Source organism: Streptomyces sp. NPDC042364 (assembly GCF_056437585.1).
In genome coordinates this window covers 241,343-256,707 of record NZ_JBWKAJ010000011.1, presented here as the reverse complement: position 1 = coordinate 256,707, position 15,365 = coordinate 241,343, and the positions used below count along the sequence as shown (strand labels likewise).

Annotated in this window: 16 protein-coding genes; 9 read left to right on the top strand and 7 right to left on the bottom strand. The window is 73.7% G+C overall.

The window, feature by feature from the left end; translation table 11 throughout:
* Window positions 1–130: 130 nt before the first annotated feature.
* From AC067N_RS23535 to AC067N_RS23525, 3 genes are read left to right on the top strand one after another with little or no spacing between them, the layout of a single operon-like run.
* A complete protein-coding gene (locus AC067N_RS23535) occupies window positions 131–859 on the top strand; it encodes an NUDIX hydrolase (protein ID WP_478680839.1) in 729 nt (242 codons plus the stop codon).
* The gene (locus AC067N_RS23530; RefSeq protein ID WP_478680838.1) at window positions 856–1,878 is read left to right on the top strand and encodes an ADP-ribosylglycohydrolase family protein; all 1,023 of its coding nucleotides are present in this window, start codon (window positions 856–858) and stop codon (window positions 1,876–1,878) included. Before AC067N_RS23535 ends, AC067N_RS23530 begins: the two co-directional genes overlap by 4 nt.
* 3 nt (window positions 1,879–1,881) lie before the next feature.
* Complete coding sequence (locus AC067N_RS23525; RefSeq protein ID WP_478680837.1) at window positions 1,882–2,682, top strand: nucleotidyltransferase domain-containing protein; 801 nt, start codon at window positions 1,882–1,884, stop codon at window positions 2,680–2,682.
* Here AC067N_RS23525 and AC067N_RS23520 read toward each other — a convergent pair.
* Window positions 2,599–3,360, bottom strand: coding sequence for a nucleotidyltransferase domain-containing protein (locus AC067N_RS23520; protein WP_478680836.1), 762 nt, complete (start codon window positions 3,358–3,360; stop codon window positions 2,599–2,601). The two genes, AC067N_RS23525 and AC067N_RS23520, sit on opposite strands and share 84 nt — an antisense overlap.
* A gap of 22 nt (window positions 3,361–3,382) precedes the next feature.
* A complete protein-coding gene (locus AC067N_RS23515; RefSeq protein ID WP_478680835.1) occupies window positions 3,383–3,796 on the bottom strand; it encodes a Rieske (2Fe-2S) protein in 414 nt (137 codons plus the stop codon).
* 163 nt (window positions 3,797–3,959) lie between these two features.
* Between AC067N_RS23515 and aroH the strand changes: the two genes are divergently transcribed.
* The 5 genes from aroH to der all read left to right on the top strand — a co-directional run bounded on the left by aroH (window position 3,960) and on the right by der (window position 8,495).
* Complete coding sequence (gene aroH / locus AC067N_RS23510) at window positions 3,960–4,322, top strand: chorismate mutase (protein WP_478680834.1); 363 nt, start codon at window positions 3,960–3,962, stop codon at window positions 4,320–4,322.
* Window positions 4,319–5,404, top strand: coding sequence for a prephenate dehydrogenase (locus AC067N_RS23505; RefSeq protein WP_478680833.1), 1,086 nt, complete (start codon window positions 4,319–4,321; stop codon window positions 5,402–5,404). The genes aroH and AC067N_RS23505 overlap by 4 nt, the downstream gene beginning before the upstream one ends.
* A gap of 152 nt (window positions 5,405–5,556) precedes the next feature.
* Window positions 5,557–6,234, top strand: coding sequence for a (d)CMP kinase (gene cmk / locus AC067N_RS23500; protein ID WP_478680832.1), 678 nt, complete (start codon window positions 5,557–5,559; stop codon window positions 6,232–6,234).
* On the top strand, window positions 6,192–6,926 hold the full coding sequence (locus tag AC067N_RS23495) for a lysophospholipid acyltransferase family protein (RefSeq protein ID WP_478680831.1): 735 nt from the start codon (window positions 6,192–6,194) through the stop codon (window positions 6,924–6,926). The genes cmk and AC067N_RS23495 overlap by 43 nt, the downstream gene beginning before the upstream one ends.
* Window positions 6,927–7,034: 108 nt before the next feature.
* The gene (der, locus tag AC067N_RS23490; RefSeq protein WP_478680830.1) at window positions 7,035–8,495 is read left to right on the top strand and encodes a ribosome biogenesis GTPase Der; all 1,461 of its coding nucleotides are present in this window, start codon (window positions 7,035–7,037) and stop codon (window positions 8,493–8,495) included.
* Between the two features lie 94 nt (window positions 8,496–8,589).
* On the opposite strand, the gene AC067N_RS23485 is transcribed toward der, so the two are convergent.
* On the bottom strand, window positions 8,590–8,940 hold the full coding sequence (locus AC067N_RS23485) for a hypothetical protein (RefSeq protein WP_478680829.1): 351 nt from the start codon (window positions 8,938–8,940) through the stop codon (window positions 8,590–8,592).
* A 226-nt stretch (window positions 8,941–9,166) separates the two neighbouring features.
* Window positions 9,167–9,973, bottom strand: a complete 807-nt coding sequence (locus tag AC067N_RS23480; RefSeq protein ID WP_478680828.1) for a hypothetical protein — start codon at window positions 9,971–9,973, stop codon at window positions 9,167–9,169.
* Window positions 9,974–10,508: 535 nt separating this feature from the next.
* On the opposite strand from AC067N_RS23480, the gene AC067N_RS23475 reads away from it, so the two are divergent.
* Window positions 10,509–11,219 (top strand): transglycosylase family protein, encoded by a 711-nt coding sequence (locus tag AC067N_RS23475; protein WP_478680827.1) that lies wholly within the window; start codon window positions 10,509–10,511, stop codon window positions 11,217–11,219.
* A 79-nt stretch (window positions 11,220–11,298) separates the two neighbouring features.
* Here the strand turns inward: AC067N_RS23475 and AC067N_RS23470 are convergent, their stop codons facing one another.
* From AC067N_RS23470 to AC067N_RS23460, 3 genes are read right to left on the bottom strand one after another with little or no spacing between them, the layout of a single operon-like run.
* Window positions 11,299–11,937: an ABC transporter ATP-binding protein gene (locus AC067N_RS23470; protein ID WP_478680826.1), complete on the bottom strand. Its 639-nt coding sequence runs from the start codon at window positions 11,935–11,937 to the stop codon at window positions 11,299–11,301.
* Complete coding sequence (locus tag AC067N_RS23465) at window positions 11,934–14,861, bottom strand: ABC transporter permease subunit (protein ID WP_478680825.1); 2,928 nt, start codon at window positions 14,859–14,861, stop codon at window positions 11,934–11,936. Before AC067N_RS23465 ends, AC067N_RS23470 begins: the two co-directional genes overlap by 4 nt.
* Window positions 14,861–15,355 carry a hypothetical protein gene (locus tag AC067N_RS23460; protein ID WP_478680824.1) on the bottom strand — a complete coding sequence of 165 codons (495 nt, stop codon included), beginning with the start codon at window positions 15,353–15,355 and terminating at the stop codon, window positions 14,861–14,863. Before AC067N_RS23460 ends, AC067N_RS23465 begins: the two co-directional genes overlap by 1 nt.
* Window positions 15,356–15,365 lie beyond the last annotated feature (10 nt).

The window sequence follows — 15,365 nt, the reverse complement described above, 5'->3', positions numbered from 1 at the left end:
GTTTCCGGCCCCCTCTTGGCGTTCCTTTCCCCGCAAAAGGGTTGTGCCCCCACCTCCGCGCATTTATAGTCGGGATGACTATTAGTCAGAGTGACCATAAATCAGAACGGCCATCAAGGGGGCGATGGGCATGACCTCACCCGAGGGCTACGACAAGCACGCCTTCGAACCCTTCGCCGTCACCGTCGACCTCGCCGTCCTCACTGTCCGTGCGGGCACCCTCCAGGTCCTCCTCGTCGAACGTGGCCAGGAGCCCTACGCCGGGCGCTGGGCGCTGCCTGGCGGGTTCGTGCTGCCGGACGAGTCCGCCGAGGAGGCCGCCTGGCGGGAGCTCGCGGAGGAGACCGGGGTCACGGACGGCTCCGGGCTCCATCTGGAGCAGCTGCGGACCTACAGCGAGCCCGGCAGGGACCCCCGGATGCGGGTCGTCACCGTCGCGTTCGCCGCACTGCTCCCCGACCCGCCCGTCCCGCACGGCGGCGGCGACGCTGCGCAGGCCCAGTGGCTGCGGTTCGACGCCGTCGGACCGCTCGCCTTCGACCACGACCGCATCCTCGCCGACGCCCACGAACGCGTCGGCGCCAAGCTCGAGTACACCTGTCTCGCCACCGCCTTCTGCCCGCCCGAGTTCACGCTCGGCGAGCTGCAGCAGGTCTACGAGACCGTGTGGGGCACTCCGCTCGACCGGCCCAACTTCCGGCGCAAGGTCCTGGCCACGCCGGGCTTCGTCGAACAGGTGCCCGGTGCCGCCCGTCTGACCGGCGGCCGCGGCAAGCCCGCCGCGCTGTACCGAGCGGGTGGGGCCACCGCCCTGCACCCGCCCCTGCTGCGACCCACCACGGAAGGACGGCCCCGATGACCACGACGCTGCTCGCGAAACGCGCCGCCACCGGATCCCTGCTCGGCCTCGCCCTCGGGGACGCGCTCGGCTTCCCCACCGAGTTCAACGACGTACCGTCGATCCTCGCCGAACTCGGCCCCTGGCGGCAGATGGAACTGCCGAAGCCCGCGATCGTCACGGACGACACCCAGATGACCCTGGCCCTCGGCCACGGGCTGCGGGCCGCCATGGACCGCGGGGTGCTCGGCCCCGAGGCCATGGAGCGGGCCGTCCGCAAGGAGTTCGTGGACTGGTCCCGCTCCCCGGAGAACAACCGCGCCCCCGGCCGCACCTGCCTGGTCGCCTGCGACCTCCTCGCGCGGGAGCGCCACCCCTGGCAGTTCGCCAGCCAGATCCACTCCAAGGGCTGCGGCGCCAACATGCGGGTCGCGCCCATCGGCCTCATCGGCCCGCTCAGCGACGAACAGCGCGCCGGCGCCGCCCAGTTGCAGGCCGCCCTCACCCACGGCCACCCCACCGCGCTCGCCGCCTCCGACCTCACCGCCCACGCGATACGGCTGCTCGCCCAGGGCGCCGAACCGCTCGGCCTGGTCGGCCGGCTGCGCTCGTACGCGTACGAGAACCGCTCCCGGTACCACGCGCGCTGGCTCGGCGACCTGTGGACCTACAGCCAGGACCCCTCGCCCGAGCACTACATCGCCCGCGGCTGGGACGAGTGCCTCGAAGCCCTGGACCGCGTCCAGCAGGCCCTGCGCACCCCGTCCCCGGAGACCGACCCCTGCCTCGCCACCGGGGAGGGCTGGATCGCCGAGGAGGCCCTCGCCACCGGTCTGCTGTGCTTCCTCCTCTTCGTCGACGAACCCGTCACCGCACTGCGCCGCGCCGCCTGCACCTCCGGCGACTCGGACTCCATCGCCTGCCTCACCGGGGCGTTCGCGGGCGCCTGGCACGGTCCGAGCGCCTGGCCCGCCGAGTGGGCCGACCGGATCGAGTACCAGGGCGACCTCGTATCGCTGGGGGCGCTCTGGGACGCTTGAGGGATGATCGACGCCCTCGACATCGACCTGGCCCAGGTGGTGGCCGAACAGCCCGACCCCCTGCTGTTCGCCACCGTCTCCGGAGCCCACCTGTACGGCTTCCCCTCGCACGACTCGGACGTCGACCTGCGCGGCGTGCATCTGCTGCCCGCCGCACACTTGGTCGGCCTGAGCGAGCCGGAGGAGACCCGGTCGAGGTGGGGGTACCTCCCTGTTCCAGCGGAGTCGAGAACATGGGGGAGGGACCGGGACGGCGTCGAGATGGACCTCGTCACGCACGATCTGCGCAAGTTCGTACGGCTGATGCTGCGCCGCAACGGCTATGTGCTGGAGCAGCTGCTCTCCCCCCTCGTCGTGCACACGGGCGAGGCGCACCGCGAACTGATCGCCCTCGCGCCGGGCGTCCTCACCCGGCACCACGCCCACCACTACCGGGGTTTCGCCATCACCCAGTGGCGGCTGTTCGAGAAGACCGGTGAACTCAAGCCGCTGCTCTACACGTTCCGGGTGCTGCTCACCGGCATCCACCTCATGCGCAGCGGCGAGGTGCAGGCCCATCTGCCGAGCCTGCTGCCGCAGATCGAGGAGGCCCCCGCGTATCTGCCGGACCTCGTCGCCGCGAAGGCGGCACAGGAGCGCGGCAAGGCAGAGGTGGACCAGGAGCGGGTGGCGCAGGACGTGGAGCGGCTCCAGCGGACCCTCGACGAGGAGCAGGCCCTGTCAGCGCTGCCCGAGAACCCTTCCGCGTACGACGCCCTGCACGACTTCGTGATCCGGGTCCGCCTCGACGGCCCGCAGGGCTGACGCGCGCCGGGTGCGGACGAGGAAGTCCTCGACCCGGGCCCGGTCCGGCTCCGCCGGCAGCGGGGAGCGGGCCGCCGCCTCCTCGGCCTCGGCGGCCAGCCGGGTCATCCACGACTCGACCCGGTCCCAGGAGACCTCGCCGCGCTTGACGGCCAGCAGGGGCTCGCGCTGGTCACCCACGTCGATGGTGAGCGCGCCCGTGCGCAGCAGGTCGCGGCAGCTCATCAGCAGGCGCAGCAGATGCATGGCGTGCTTCCAGCGGGGCGCGCCGTGCGTGCGGACGTCCGCGTCCAGCTTCCTGCGCTGGCCGAGGGCGTACCGGGCGAACGTCTCGTGGGCCTGCCGCGACAGGAACGCCTCGCGCAGGGACAGCAGCTCCCGGCCCGTGTCGTCGACGTGTTCCACCAGGGGGGAGTGCAGGCACTCCAGGATGTTCGGGTTGGCGCGCAGGGCCAGCTCGCAGAAGCGCTCCAGCTCCCAGCCGAACTGCTCCTCGGCCGGTCCCTCCACATGCGTCGGCGGCTTCTCGAAGCGCCAGAACAGGGCGGTCGGCGCCAGGAACACACCCCGGCGGTCGGTGTCGCTGTCGTCCGTCGCGAGCCCGAAGGCACGCGAACCCATCACACAGGCGTAGATCGTGTGGTCGCGGACCAGGGCGTGGGCGGGCGAGGGCTGCATGCCCGGAGCGTACGGGGCCCGGTCAGGCCAGCTGAATCGAGTTTCCCGAGATCTTGATCTGTTCGGCGGGCAGCGGCCGCTGGGCGGGGCCATGGGTCACCGAGCCGTCGGTGATCTTGAACTTGCTCCCGTGGCACGGGCAGTTGATCGTGCCGTCCTCGACCGTGGAGACCAGGCAGGCGCGGTGGGTGCACACCGCGGAGAAGGCCTTGAAGTCGCCCTCCTGTGGCTGGGTGACGACGACCTTCTCGTCCTTGAAGATCCTGCCGCCGCCGACCGGGATGTCGGCCGTCGTCGCCAGGGCCTCGCCCGCGCCCCCCGTGGCCGTGGTCTCGTCGGAGCCGCCGTCACCGCCTCCGCCGCAGCCCGCGAGCAGCGCCGCCGCGCCCGACGCGCCGGTCGCCAGCACCATGCGCCGTGTCGTACCCATCGTCATGCCGTCACTCCGAAGGTGATATGCGGGCAACTCGGGACAGAATGCCATAAGTGATGCGACGTATAGGTGTCTCGGCAGGCGGGCGCCGCGCGCCCGGGCCGGGCGGGCTCACTAGGCTGGACGGGCAAGGAGCCGTGACGCACAGCAGGTAAGGAGCCAAACCGTGGCGGTACGAGCGGTCCGGGGCGCCGTCCAACTCGACGAGGACCAGGCGGCGCACATGGACGAGCGCGTGGGCGAACTGCTCACCGCCGTCCTGGAGCGCAACGGGCTCACCCAGGACGACCTGATCAGCATCTGGTTCACGGCCACCCCGGATCTGCACAGCGACTTCCCGGCCGCCGCGGCCCGGGGGCTCGGCATCGTCGACGTACCGCTGATCTGCGCGCAGGAACTCGACATCGAGGGCGCGATGCCCCGGGTCGTACGGATCCTCGCGCACATCGAGTCCGACCGGCCCCGCTCCGAGATCGCGCACGTCTACCTGGGCGCCGCGGCCGCACTCCGCAAGGACATCGCCCAGTGAGAACCGCACTCGTCATCGGCACCGGCCTCATCGGCACCTCCGCCGCGCTCGCCCTCGTCCAGCGCGGTGTGACCGTCCACCTCAGTGACCACGACCCCGAGCAGGCCCGCACGGCGGCCGCCCTCGGCGCCGGCACCGACGAGCCGCCCGCCGGGCCCGTGGACCTCGCGGTCGTCGCCGCCCCGCCCGCGCACGTGGCGGCGACCCTCGCCGACGCGATGCGCCGGGGCCTCGCCCGCGGCTACCTCGACGTGGCCTCGGTCAAGGGCGGCCCCCGCCGTGAGCTGGAGGAGCTGGGCCTCGACCTCTCCGCCTACATCGGCACCCACCCCATGTCGGGCCGGGAGAAGTCCGGCCCCCTGGCCGCCACAGGCGACCTCTTCGAGGGCCGGCCCTGGGTGCTCACCCCGACCCGCGACACCGACACCGAGGTCCTGAACCTGGCCCTGGAGCTGGTCTCGCACTGCCGGGCCGTGCCCGTCGTCATGGACGCCGACGCCCACGACCGGGCCGTCGCCCTGGTCTCACACATGCCGCATCTCGTCTCCAGCCTCGTCGCCGCACGGCTGGAGCACGCCGAGGAGGCGGCCGTACGGCTGTGCGGGCAGGGCATCCGGGACGTGACCCGCATCGCGGCCTCCGACCCGCGCATGTGGATCGACATCCTCTCCGCCAACCCCGGCCCCGTCGCCGACCTCCTCAGCGATGTCGCCGCCGACCTCGACGAGACCGTCCAGGCCCTGCGCGCCCTCCAGGCCTCCGACGACGCCAAGCGCCGCGAGGGCGTCACCGGCATCGAGGACGTCCTGCGCCGCGGCAACGCCGGCCAGGTCCGCGTCCCCGGCAAGCACGGCTCCGCGCCGCGCGTCTACGAGACCGTCGCCGTCCTCATCGACGACCAGCCCGGCCAGCTCGCCCGGATCTTCGCCGACGCCGGCGCGGCCGGCGTCAACATCGAGGACGTCCGCATCGAGCACGCCACCGGCCAGCAGGCCGGCCTGGTCCAGCTGATGGTGGAGCCGAAGGCGGTGCCGGTACTGACGGGCGCCCTGCGCGAGCGAGGATGGGCGCTGCGGCAGTGACCCCTGGGGACGGCGTCCGGCGTTCCGGGGCGAGACCGGGGGAGGGGGCGCCGCCCCCGGGTAGGGCCGGACGGGCTACGCGCACCCAGTACCCTGGTCCGGGGCGCTTTCCGTCTCGCCCCGCCATCTCGGAACAGGAAAGGTGCCCCCCAGTGGAACGCGCCACAGTGATCGTTGCCATCGACGGCCCCTCCGGCACGGGCAAGTCGAGCACCTCGAAGGCCGTGGCAGCGCAGCTCGGGCTGAGCTACCTCGACACGGGCGCCCAGTACCGGGCGATCACGTGGTGGATGGTCAACAACGGCATCGACACAGACGACCCGTCGGCGATCGCCGCCGTGGCCGGCAAGCCGGAGATCATCTCGGGCACCGACCCGTCCGCGCCGACCATCACGGTCGACGGCACCGACGTCGCCGGCCCGATCCGCACCCACGAGGTCACCTCCAAGGTCAGCGCCGTCAGCGCCGTACCGGAGGTCCGCGCGCGGATCACCGAGCTGCAGCGATCCATCGCCGCCGACGCCGAGAAGGGCATAGTCGTCGAGGGCCGCGACATCGGCACGACCGTGCTGCCGGACGCCGACCTGAAGATCTTCCTCACCGCCTCCCCGGAGGCCCGCGCCGCCCGCCGCAGCGGCGAGCTGAAGAGCGCCGACGTCCAGGCGACCCGCGAGGCTCTCCTGAAGAGGGACGCCGCCGACTCCAGCCGCAAGACCTCGCCGCTCGCCAAGGCGGACGACGCGGTCGAGGTGGACACCTCGGACCTCACCCTCCAGCAGGTCATCGAGTGCGTCGTCACCCTCGTCGAGGAGAAGCGGGCGGCGAAGTGAGCGAGGCCTCTTCGGACCGCGCCCCCTCGGGCCGGGCCCCGTCGGCCGAGGCCCCCTCGGTACGGGGCGCCGAGGTCGGCCGGCGCATCGGCGTCGGCCTCATGTACGGGCTGTGGAAGCCGCGCGTCCTGGGCGCCTGGAAGGTCCCCACGGCCGGCCCGGTGATCCTCGCCGTCAACCACTCCCACAACATCGACGGCCCCATGGTCATGGGCGTGGCACCCCGGCCGACGCACTTCCTCATCAAGAAGGAGGCGTTCATCGGTCCCCTCGACCCCTTCCTGCTCGGTATCGGGCAGGTCAAGGTGGACCGTTCGACCGCCGACCGCACCGCCATCACCCAGGCGCTCGCCGTCCTGGAGAACGGCGGTGTGCTGGGCATCTTCCCGGAGGGCACCCGTGGTGAGGGCGACTTCGCCTCGCTGCGCGCCGGGCTCTCCTACTTCGCCGTCCGCAGCGGCGCCCCGATCGTCCCGGTGGCCGTACTGGGAAGCACGGAGCGGCGCGGACGGTTGATCAAGGGGCTGCCCCCGCTGCGCTCCCGCGTCGACGTCGTCTTCGGCGACCCGTTCGAGGCGGGCGACGGCAGCGGGCGGCGGACCCGCAAGGCACTCGACGAGGCGACCGAGCGCGTCCAGAAGCAGCTCGGCGCCCACCTGAACCACGCACGGCGGCTCACCGGCCGCGGCTAAAACGCCGGGCGTCCGATCGGGCGCTGGGCGACACTGAGTAGTGGATCAGCCGGCGGACCTGTCGGCCGCTCCACCGATCACCACGATGAACGACGAGGTACGGACTTCATGAACGACCAGTTTCCCTCCGAGCACGAGCACGGAGAGCTTGGCGACGCCGAGTACGCGGAGTTCATGGAGCTCGCCGCGGAAGAGGGCTTCGACCTGGAGGACGTCGAGGGCGCCATCGAGGAGGCGGGCCACGGCCCGCTGCCCGTCCTCGCCGTCGTCGGCCGCCCGAACGTCGGCAAGTCGACGCTCGTGAACCGCATCATCGGCCGCCGTGAGGCGGTCGTCGAGGACAAGCCCGGCGTCACCCGCGACCGCGTCACCTACGAGGCCGAGTGGGCGGGCCGCCGCTTCAAGGTCGTCGACACCGGCGGCTGGGAGCAGGACGTCCTCGGCATCGACGCCTCCGTCGCCGCGCAGGCCGAGTACGCCATCGAGGCCGCCGACGCCGTCGTCTTCGTCGTCGACGCCAAGGTCGGCGCCACCGACACCGACGAGGCCGTCGTCCGGCTGCTGCGCAAGGCCGGCAAGCCCGTGGTGCTGTGCGCCAACAAGGTCGACGGACCGAGCGGCGAGGCCGACGCGGCGTATCTGTGGTCGCTGGGCCTCGGCGAGCCGTACCCGGTGTCCGCGCTGCACGGCCGGGGCACCGGCGACATGCTGGACGCGGTCCTGGAGGCCCTGCCCGAGGCCCCCGAGCAGAGCTTCGGCACGGCCGTCGGAGGCCCCCGCCGGATCGCACTGATCGGCCGCCCGAACGTCGGCAAGTCCTCCCTCCTCAACAAGGTGGCGAACGAGGAGCGCGTCGTCGTCAACGAACTCGCGGGCACCACCCGCGACCCGGTCGACGAACTGATCGAACTGGGCGGCGTCACCTGGAAGTTCGTCGACACGGCGGGCATCCGCAAGCGTGTCCACCTCCAGCAGGGCGCCGACTACTACGCCTCGCTGCGTACCGCTGCCGCCGTGGAGAAGGCGGAGGTGGCGGTGATCCTCATCGACGCCTCCGAGTCGATCTCGGTCCAGGACCAGCGGATCGTGACGATGGCCGTCGAGGCGGGCCGCGCCATGGTGATCGCCTACAACAAGTGGGACACCCTCGACGAGGAGCGCCGCTACTACCTGGAGCGGGAGATCGAGACCGAGTTCGGCCAGGTCGCCTGGGCGCCGCGGGTCAATGTCTCGGCGCGTACCGGCCGGCACATGGAGAAGCTGGTCCCCGCGATCGAGACGGCCCTCGCCGGCTGGGAGACCCGGGTGCCCACCGGTCGCCTCAACGCCTTCCTCGGCGAGCTGGTCTCCGCCCACCCGCACCCGATCCGCGGCGGCAAGCAGCCCCGCATCCTGTTCGGCACCCAGGCTGGCACCAAGCCCCCGCGCTTCGTCCTCTTCGCCTCCGGCTTCATCGAGGCGGGCTACCGCCGCTTCATCGAGCGCCGGCTGCGCGAGGAGTTCGGCTTCGCGGGGACCCCGATCCACATCTCCGTCCGCGTGCGCGAGAAGCGCGGCAAGAAGAAGTGACGTCGGCGGGACACGCGTGAGGAGGGCGGCTCCCCAGGCCGGATGACCTGGGGAGCCGCCCTCCTCACGCGTTCGCGCCGCTTGGGTTCGCGGGTCAGAGGCCCCGGCGCGGGTTGGGCGGTAGCGGGGACGGGATGTGGTGCATTCCCGTGTGGCCGGTGGGGATCCGCCCCACCGCCTGCCATACGCTGGTCGTCGTGGTGGTCTGCCCGGACCGGCCGTCGCGCTGGGTCGTGAGGTGTCCGGCCGAGTGCCGGGCGCCGTACGAGCCGGTGCGCTGACCGCCCGAGCCGTGCTGGAGGTTCCCGAACCCGGTGAACCCCAGCTCCTCCTCGCCGTGCCGGTCACCCGGCAGGGTCCGGTAGGCCCTGACCCACTCCGCGTAGAGCGTGTCGTAGATCGGTGTGGTCGATGGGCCGCCCGAAGGATCCCGTGTCGGCCGCATGGACGGGATCGACGAATAGGGCTGGCGGCGGGGAACGTCAAATGCGTGCACGTCTGTGCCAACGACCCCACCCGGCAAGGGATGCGGGGCGTACACCATTCGGCCTCCGCCCCGCGGCCGTGCCCTGAGGGAGCGCCGGGAACGGCCCACCGGCCAGGGACGACCCGCGGCCGACCGGCGGCGCGATCCCCTGCGGCGCGACCTCACGAACGCCCCCGGCCGACCGTCAGGTACCGGCCAGCGGCAGTGTCGCGGCCACCAACTTCCCGTTCGCCGCCGCCCTGTCGAGCGCCTCGCGCAGCAGGTCCTCCCGCGGCTGCCGCCCGATCGAACCCACCGGCGCCGCGAACATCAGTACCTGCTGGTGCTTGTTGGCCGCCGCCCGCCAGTTGTCGGCGGCCTGGAGCGCCTGGTGCGCCTGCCACCAGGCGACCGGCTTTCCGCCGGCCGGGCCCGGCTGCAGGATGGCGTGCAACTGGCCCATCGCGAGCAGCACGGACCAGCCGTGCAGCACGGGAGGGACGGAGTCGATCTGAGGGAGGGGCATGAAGCCCTGCTCGATGAGCAGCGGCAGGAAGTCGTCCCCGGCACCGGTCGCGCCCGGGCGGGTGATGGGTGCGGTCGGCTCGACGACCAGCGCGGGGTGCAACTCGCCGCTGAGCAGGATCAGTCCGCTGGTGACGCCGAGCACGGCCCGCTTGGGCGCGGCCTGCGGGACTGCCTGCGGGGCGGGCTGCGGGACTGCCTGCGGAGCGGGCGGCCCACCGATCGAACGGGCGGCGCCCCGCAGTTGCTCCTCGGTGACCTGGACGACCTGGGAGGGGAGACAGGTGGCGTGGGCGAAGGCGAGCACGGCGGTCTCGTCGCCGACGAACAGGACGGTGCTGGTGCGCTCCTGCTCGGAGTCACCCGGGGTGCGGCAGGATGTGCAGTCGTAGCCGCCGGGGGCGTTCTCTCCGGCGAGCAGCCGGTCGGCTTCTTCGTCGCCGATCTCGGCGCGTACCTCGTCGCTGACCTCGAGCATGGGCGGCACGGATGGCTCCTCGGGATGCGGTGCGTGTCGGGTGCCGGGTGGCGCCCGGCCCGTGAGCGCGGAGGTTCCGGCTCATGAAGGAGACAACGGGTGATCTGTGGCCGGAGTCACGCTCGATGACGAATGGAATCGAACCATCCTGCGCACAGGGTGAATTCGTCCGCGGAATCGATTACTCCGCGTCAACTCGGTGCACTGGCGAGGTACTTGCCGTGGTGAGGTGGCTCACAGATCACCAAGGCGTCCGGCCGACATTTCCGGAAATCGGGGAATGAAGTGGGTGGCCGGAAATGACTGCTACTCGCGGTAACGACGAACTGGCCTCGCAGGACGAGCGATTGGTTGCTGACAACCCGTCAAGGTCCATAGATTCCCCGCCGTGTGCAACGAGCACCGCTCGGGTACGTCCGCCGACCGCGCCACAACAGGCTCGACGCACCACCGTCGGCGGACGGGGCTGAGCGCGTCCCCGCGTCCCGTGCGGCGCGGCCGCGCCCGGCCTTGGGGGACCCCGAGTCCTTCGAGAGGGAACCACATGTCCGCATGTGCCGACAACGCACGCGACAACGCTCGCACCACGCAGGACGCCCGTAGGGCGAAGGCGCAGGACGCCCGCAGGACACGTACGACGGCGGTCCTCGCAGGGGCCGCGCTGCTCGCCCCGCTGGGACTGCTCACCGTCGCCGGCAACGCCGCCGCGGCCGACGGCGGAGTGTGGGACCGCATCGCCAAGTGCGAGAGCGGCGGCGACTGGCACATCAACACCGGCAACGGCTACTACGGCGGACTCCAGTTCGCCGCCTCGACCTGGCGCGCCTACGGCGGCACGACCTTCGCGCCCACCGCCGACAAGGCATCGAAGTCCCAGCAGATCGCGATCGCCACGAAGGTCCAGCGCGCCCAGGGCTGGGGTGCCTGGCCCACATGCTCCGCGCGCGCCGGAGCGTACGGCAGCGCACCCGCCGCGCCCTCGAACGGCTCGGCGACCACCGGATCCACCGGATCCGGCGCCGCCGGGAACTCCGCCGGGGCTCCCCGGAGCGCCCCGTCGACGACGCCTTCGCGCTCCGCCGGCCACCCGGACCGCGGCGTCTCCCGGGGCGACTACACCGTCCGCCAGGGCGACACCCTGAGCGTCATCGCCGCCCGGCAGGGCACCACCTGGCGGAAGATCTACGCCGCCAACAAGGCCGTCATCGGGGGCGACCCCAACCTCATCGTCCCCGGCCAGCGCCTCGACCTCTGAGCGTCCCTCCCCGACACCGTGAGCCGCGGGTCCCGTCCGGCGCGCCGCCCCGACGGGACCCGTGCCCTTCCTCTCGCGGTCAGGGCAGTTCGGCGGCCTCGCCGCAGAACGCCACCGTGCCGCGCCGCAGCGCGTAGACGATCGGTGACGCCTCCCGGAGGGCCGCCGGCAGGCGCTGCTCGGCGACGACCACACACGCGTCCACTCCGCTGAGCAGGGCGTACGTCCGGGCCGCGACCGCCGGCGACATGCCCTGGGCGGGTTCGTCGACGAGAACCACGCGCGCGCGTGCCAGGAGCGCACGGGAGAGCGCGAGGATGCGCTGCTCACCGCCGGAGAGGGTGCCGGCGCGGCGGGGGAGCAGGGCTTCGAGCTCCGGGTAGGCGTCCAGGGCGGGGGCGGGGTCCGGCCCGGCGAGTTCGAGGTTCTCCCGCACGGTGAGCGAGCCGAAGACCGCCCGCCGCTCGGGTACCAGCACAAGGCCCCGCCGGGCCCGCTCGTACGGCGGCAGCCGTGTGATGTCGGCGCCGTCCCACACCACGGCCCCGCCGGAGAGCGGGACCGTGCCCGCGAGGGCCCGCAGCACGGTCGTGCGACCGGAGCCGTTGCGGCCGAGCAGGACGGTGAGGCCGGGGCCCGGGGCGGCGAGGGTGAGGCCGTGGAGGGCCTCCAGGGGGCCGTAGCGGACGCGGGCCTGGCGGAGCGAGAGGAGGGTCATCGTCCGGCCGCCGGGTCGAGAGGGTCGCGCGGGCCGAGGGAACCGGGTGTGCGCAGGACCTGGCCGGCCGGGCCGGAGGTGACGATCCGGCCCGCCGCCATGAGGTGTACGACGTCCGCGAGGCCGGCGACGAGGTCCAGGTCGTGCTCGACGACCAGCAGGGCCGTGCCGTCGTCGGCGAGTGCGCGCAGCACCCGGGAGAGCGCGGCGACCTCGTCGGTGTCGAGCCCGGCGGCCGGTTCGTCGAGCAGCAGCACGCGGGGGGACCCGGCGAGCGCCCGCGCCAGTTCGACCCGGCGCAGGGTGCCGGTCGGCAGCCCCGCGGCCGGGAGCGATCGCACCGGCCCGTCCAGTCCGAGCAGCCGCAACGTCCGCTCCACGGCCCCGGGGTCGGCGATCCGTCCCTGTTCGGCGCCCACTCTCACGTTCTCGGCCACCGTCAAGGAGGGGAAGACGGCCAGTTGCTGGAAGGTCCGCGCGACGCCGAGCCGCGTCCGGGCGTGCGCGGGCCACCGGGTGATGTCCCGCGCTCCGAACCGCACCTCCCCCCGGTTCGGCCGCAGCGTCCCGGCGAGACAGTGGAAGAGCGTGCTCTTGCCGGCCCCGTTGGGCCCCACGACCGCACTGACCCGCCCCGGCGGGACGTCGAGGTCGACGCCGTCCAGCGCGGTGACACCGCCGTAGCGGACACGAAGGCCACGGGCCCGGAGGAAAGGGGCGGGTGCCGGAACCGAGTCCTGCGCACGGCTGCCCCCCGGCTTTGCCTCCGGTGCGGACGGTGCCGAGGGCGGTGCGAGCGGTGCGCCGGGGCGTGCCGGGCGCGGCGGCGGGTGCGCCTGCTCGCGGTCGGTCGGCTCCGGCGGGCCCGCGCCGTGGGGGGAGGGGTGGGCCGCCTCACCGCGCCGCCGCAGGCCGTCCCCGCCGCTCCCCGCGCTCCCCGGCCCGGCGAAGCCGCCCGGCGCCGATGCGGCCCGCACCGCCGTGGCCCCGCTGCCCGGCGTGGCCGTCCTCGGCAGTCGCTCGGTGTCCGCCGCCACCCGAGCCCGCAACCTGCCCCTCGCCCGTACCCCCCACGGTGTCGGCACGGGGCTCCGCTCCGGGCTCAGGCGGGCGAGGGCCGCGCGGGCCGCCTCGTACGGGCCGCCGGGGAAGCGGCCGATCAGCACGGCCAGGACCCCGATCACCGCGGCGGCGACACCGCCCCGGGTGCCCGCGTCCAGACCGACGAGCAGGGCGGCGGCCGCGAGGGCGCCGAGGGCGCTGTCGGCACCGAGGACGACGATCGCGGCGAACCAGAGGAGGCCGCGGACGGGGTCGTAGGCGGCGGGGTCGAAGGCGCGGACGCCCATCGCGAGCATGCCGCCGCCGAGGGCGGCGAGGGCGGCGCCCGCGACGAAGGCCGCCAGCTTGAGGGAGGGGACGGCGACGCCCGCCGCCGCGGCCCCGGACTCGTCGTCGCGCATGGCGGCGAGGGCCCGGCCGGTGCGCCCCCGGCGCAGCGTGTGCGTGGCGAGGAGCGCGCAGGCGAGGAGGCCCAGCTCCACGACGTAGTACGCGCGGTCGCCCTCCAGGCCCGCCGGGCGGTCCAGGGTCAGGCCGGACGTCGCGTACGGCTGGGCGAAGACGAAACGGCTCACCCCCACGCCGACCGCGAAGGTCGCCAGCGCCAGGGCCATGCCGTGGCGGCCGATGGCGGGCCAGCCGGTCAGCAGGCCCAGCGGGGCGACCAGCAGGGCGGCCACCAGCAGGGCGGCCAGCTCCGGCAGGGACGGCAGGAACGGGAAGCGGCCCGCCGCCAGCAGCGCCGTGAACAGGGCGCCCAGACCCGCGTACGCCGCCTGCCCGAGGGAGATCTGGCCGCCCCGGCCCGTCACCACGATCAGGGAGAGCAGGATCACGCCCAGTGCCGGGACCTGGACGGAGGTGTGCAGGTCCCGGCCCGCGAAGCCGAGAGGGATCAGGAAGAGGATCACCGCCACGATCCAGGCCCCCGCGGGCGTCCGGACGGGAGCGGCCGCCGGGCGCGGCAGCGCGTCCCGGGTGCCGACGCCGGGCAGGACCAGGGCAGCGACCAGCAGCGCCACGACGAAGAGGTTGGCGCCCACGGCCTGGATCAGGGGCTCCGCCCGGCCCGGCGGATGGAACCGGGTCAGCTGGCTCTGGGCCACGCCGATGCCCAGCGCCACCAGCACGGCCACCGGGAGGCTGCGCATCCGGGCGGCGACCGCCACGGCGACCACCTCCATCACCAGCAGCGGCATGCCGTACGGGTCGAGGCGTACGTAGGGGGCGAGCAGGACGCCCGTCAGGCCCGCCGTGAACGAGCCGAAGGCCCAGCCCGCGGCGGCGACCCGGTCCGCGTCGATCCCGCCCAGGACGGCGAGGGACCGGTCGTCCACCACCGCCCGCAGCTCCCGCCCGAAGCGCGTCCAGCGCCGGGGGGCCCGGGGGCGTCGCCCGGAAGAGCGCAGTACCGGGCCCACCGCCGCCGCGACCGCCAGGGCCACCGCCAGCTGCCCCCACGGGTCCGCCGCCACCAGCGTCGGCGCGTCGGCCCGCGCCCCCTGGCCCCACAGCAGCGCGGCCCCGCCGACGAGCAGCACGAACACACCGATGGAGGCCACCAGGGTCTGCGCCGGGTCGCCGCCGAGCACGGCGAGCGGACGGAAGACGAAACGCTCCAGGGCGAGACCGATCGCGGGAGCCACCACCAGCAGGGTCACCACGGCAGCCGGCCACAGGGGCCAGTGCCACTCGACGGTGAACTGACGCAGCAGATAGGCGCAGACCATGGCGATCGCCCCGTGCGCGAAGTTGAGCACACCGGTGGCGCGGTAGGTCACGACGAGGCCGATCCCGGTCAGGGCGGCCGCGCTGCCGACCGACAGACCGGCCAGCGTGAGGTCGTATGTCAGGGACGCCATCAGCCCTCCGGCGGCCCGGCCCGGTCGCGCCCGGGCGCCTCGCAGACGGGGCACGGGCGCAGTCCGCCGTCGGACAGCGCCTCTGCGTCCACGGGCACCGCGTCCGCCTTGCCGGCGACCAGCGGGCAGTCCGCGCGGTGCCACAGGGTGCCGCCGGGCACGCGGAGCAGCTCGTCGCTGGTGGCGAGGGGCGTGGCCGCCGCCCGCCCCGACGCGTCGGCGTCTGCGGGCTCGGCGGCGACCAGGAGGCCGTACAGCTCCTCGACCCGGGTCGCGGCCAGGGCGCCCGGGCCGTGGACGAGGAGGACCGCGCCCGCGACGATCAGGGCGGCGCCGGGGACGGTGCAGGAGGCGAGGTAGGGGAGCTGGCGTTCGGCGAAGCGCTCCCCGGAGACGCCGTACCAGCCGACGACGCAGAGCACCGCGCCGCCGGCGAGCGCGGCCCAGCCGGCCCAGAGGACGGGATGCGCGGTCCGTGGTCGGGGTGTCCGCATGCGGGGCTCC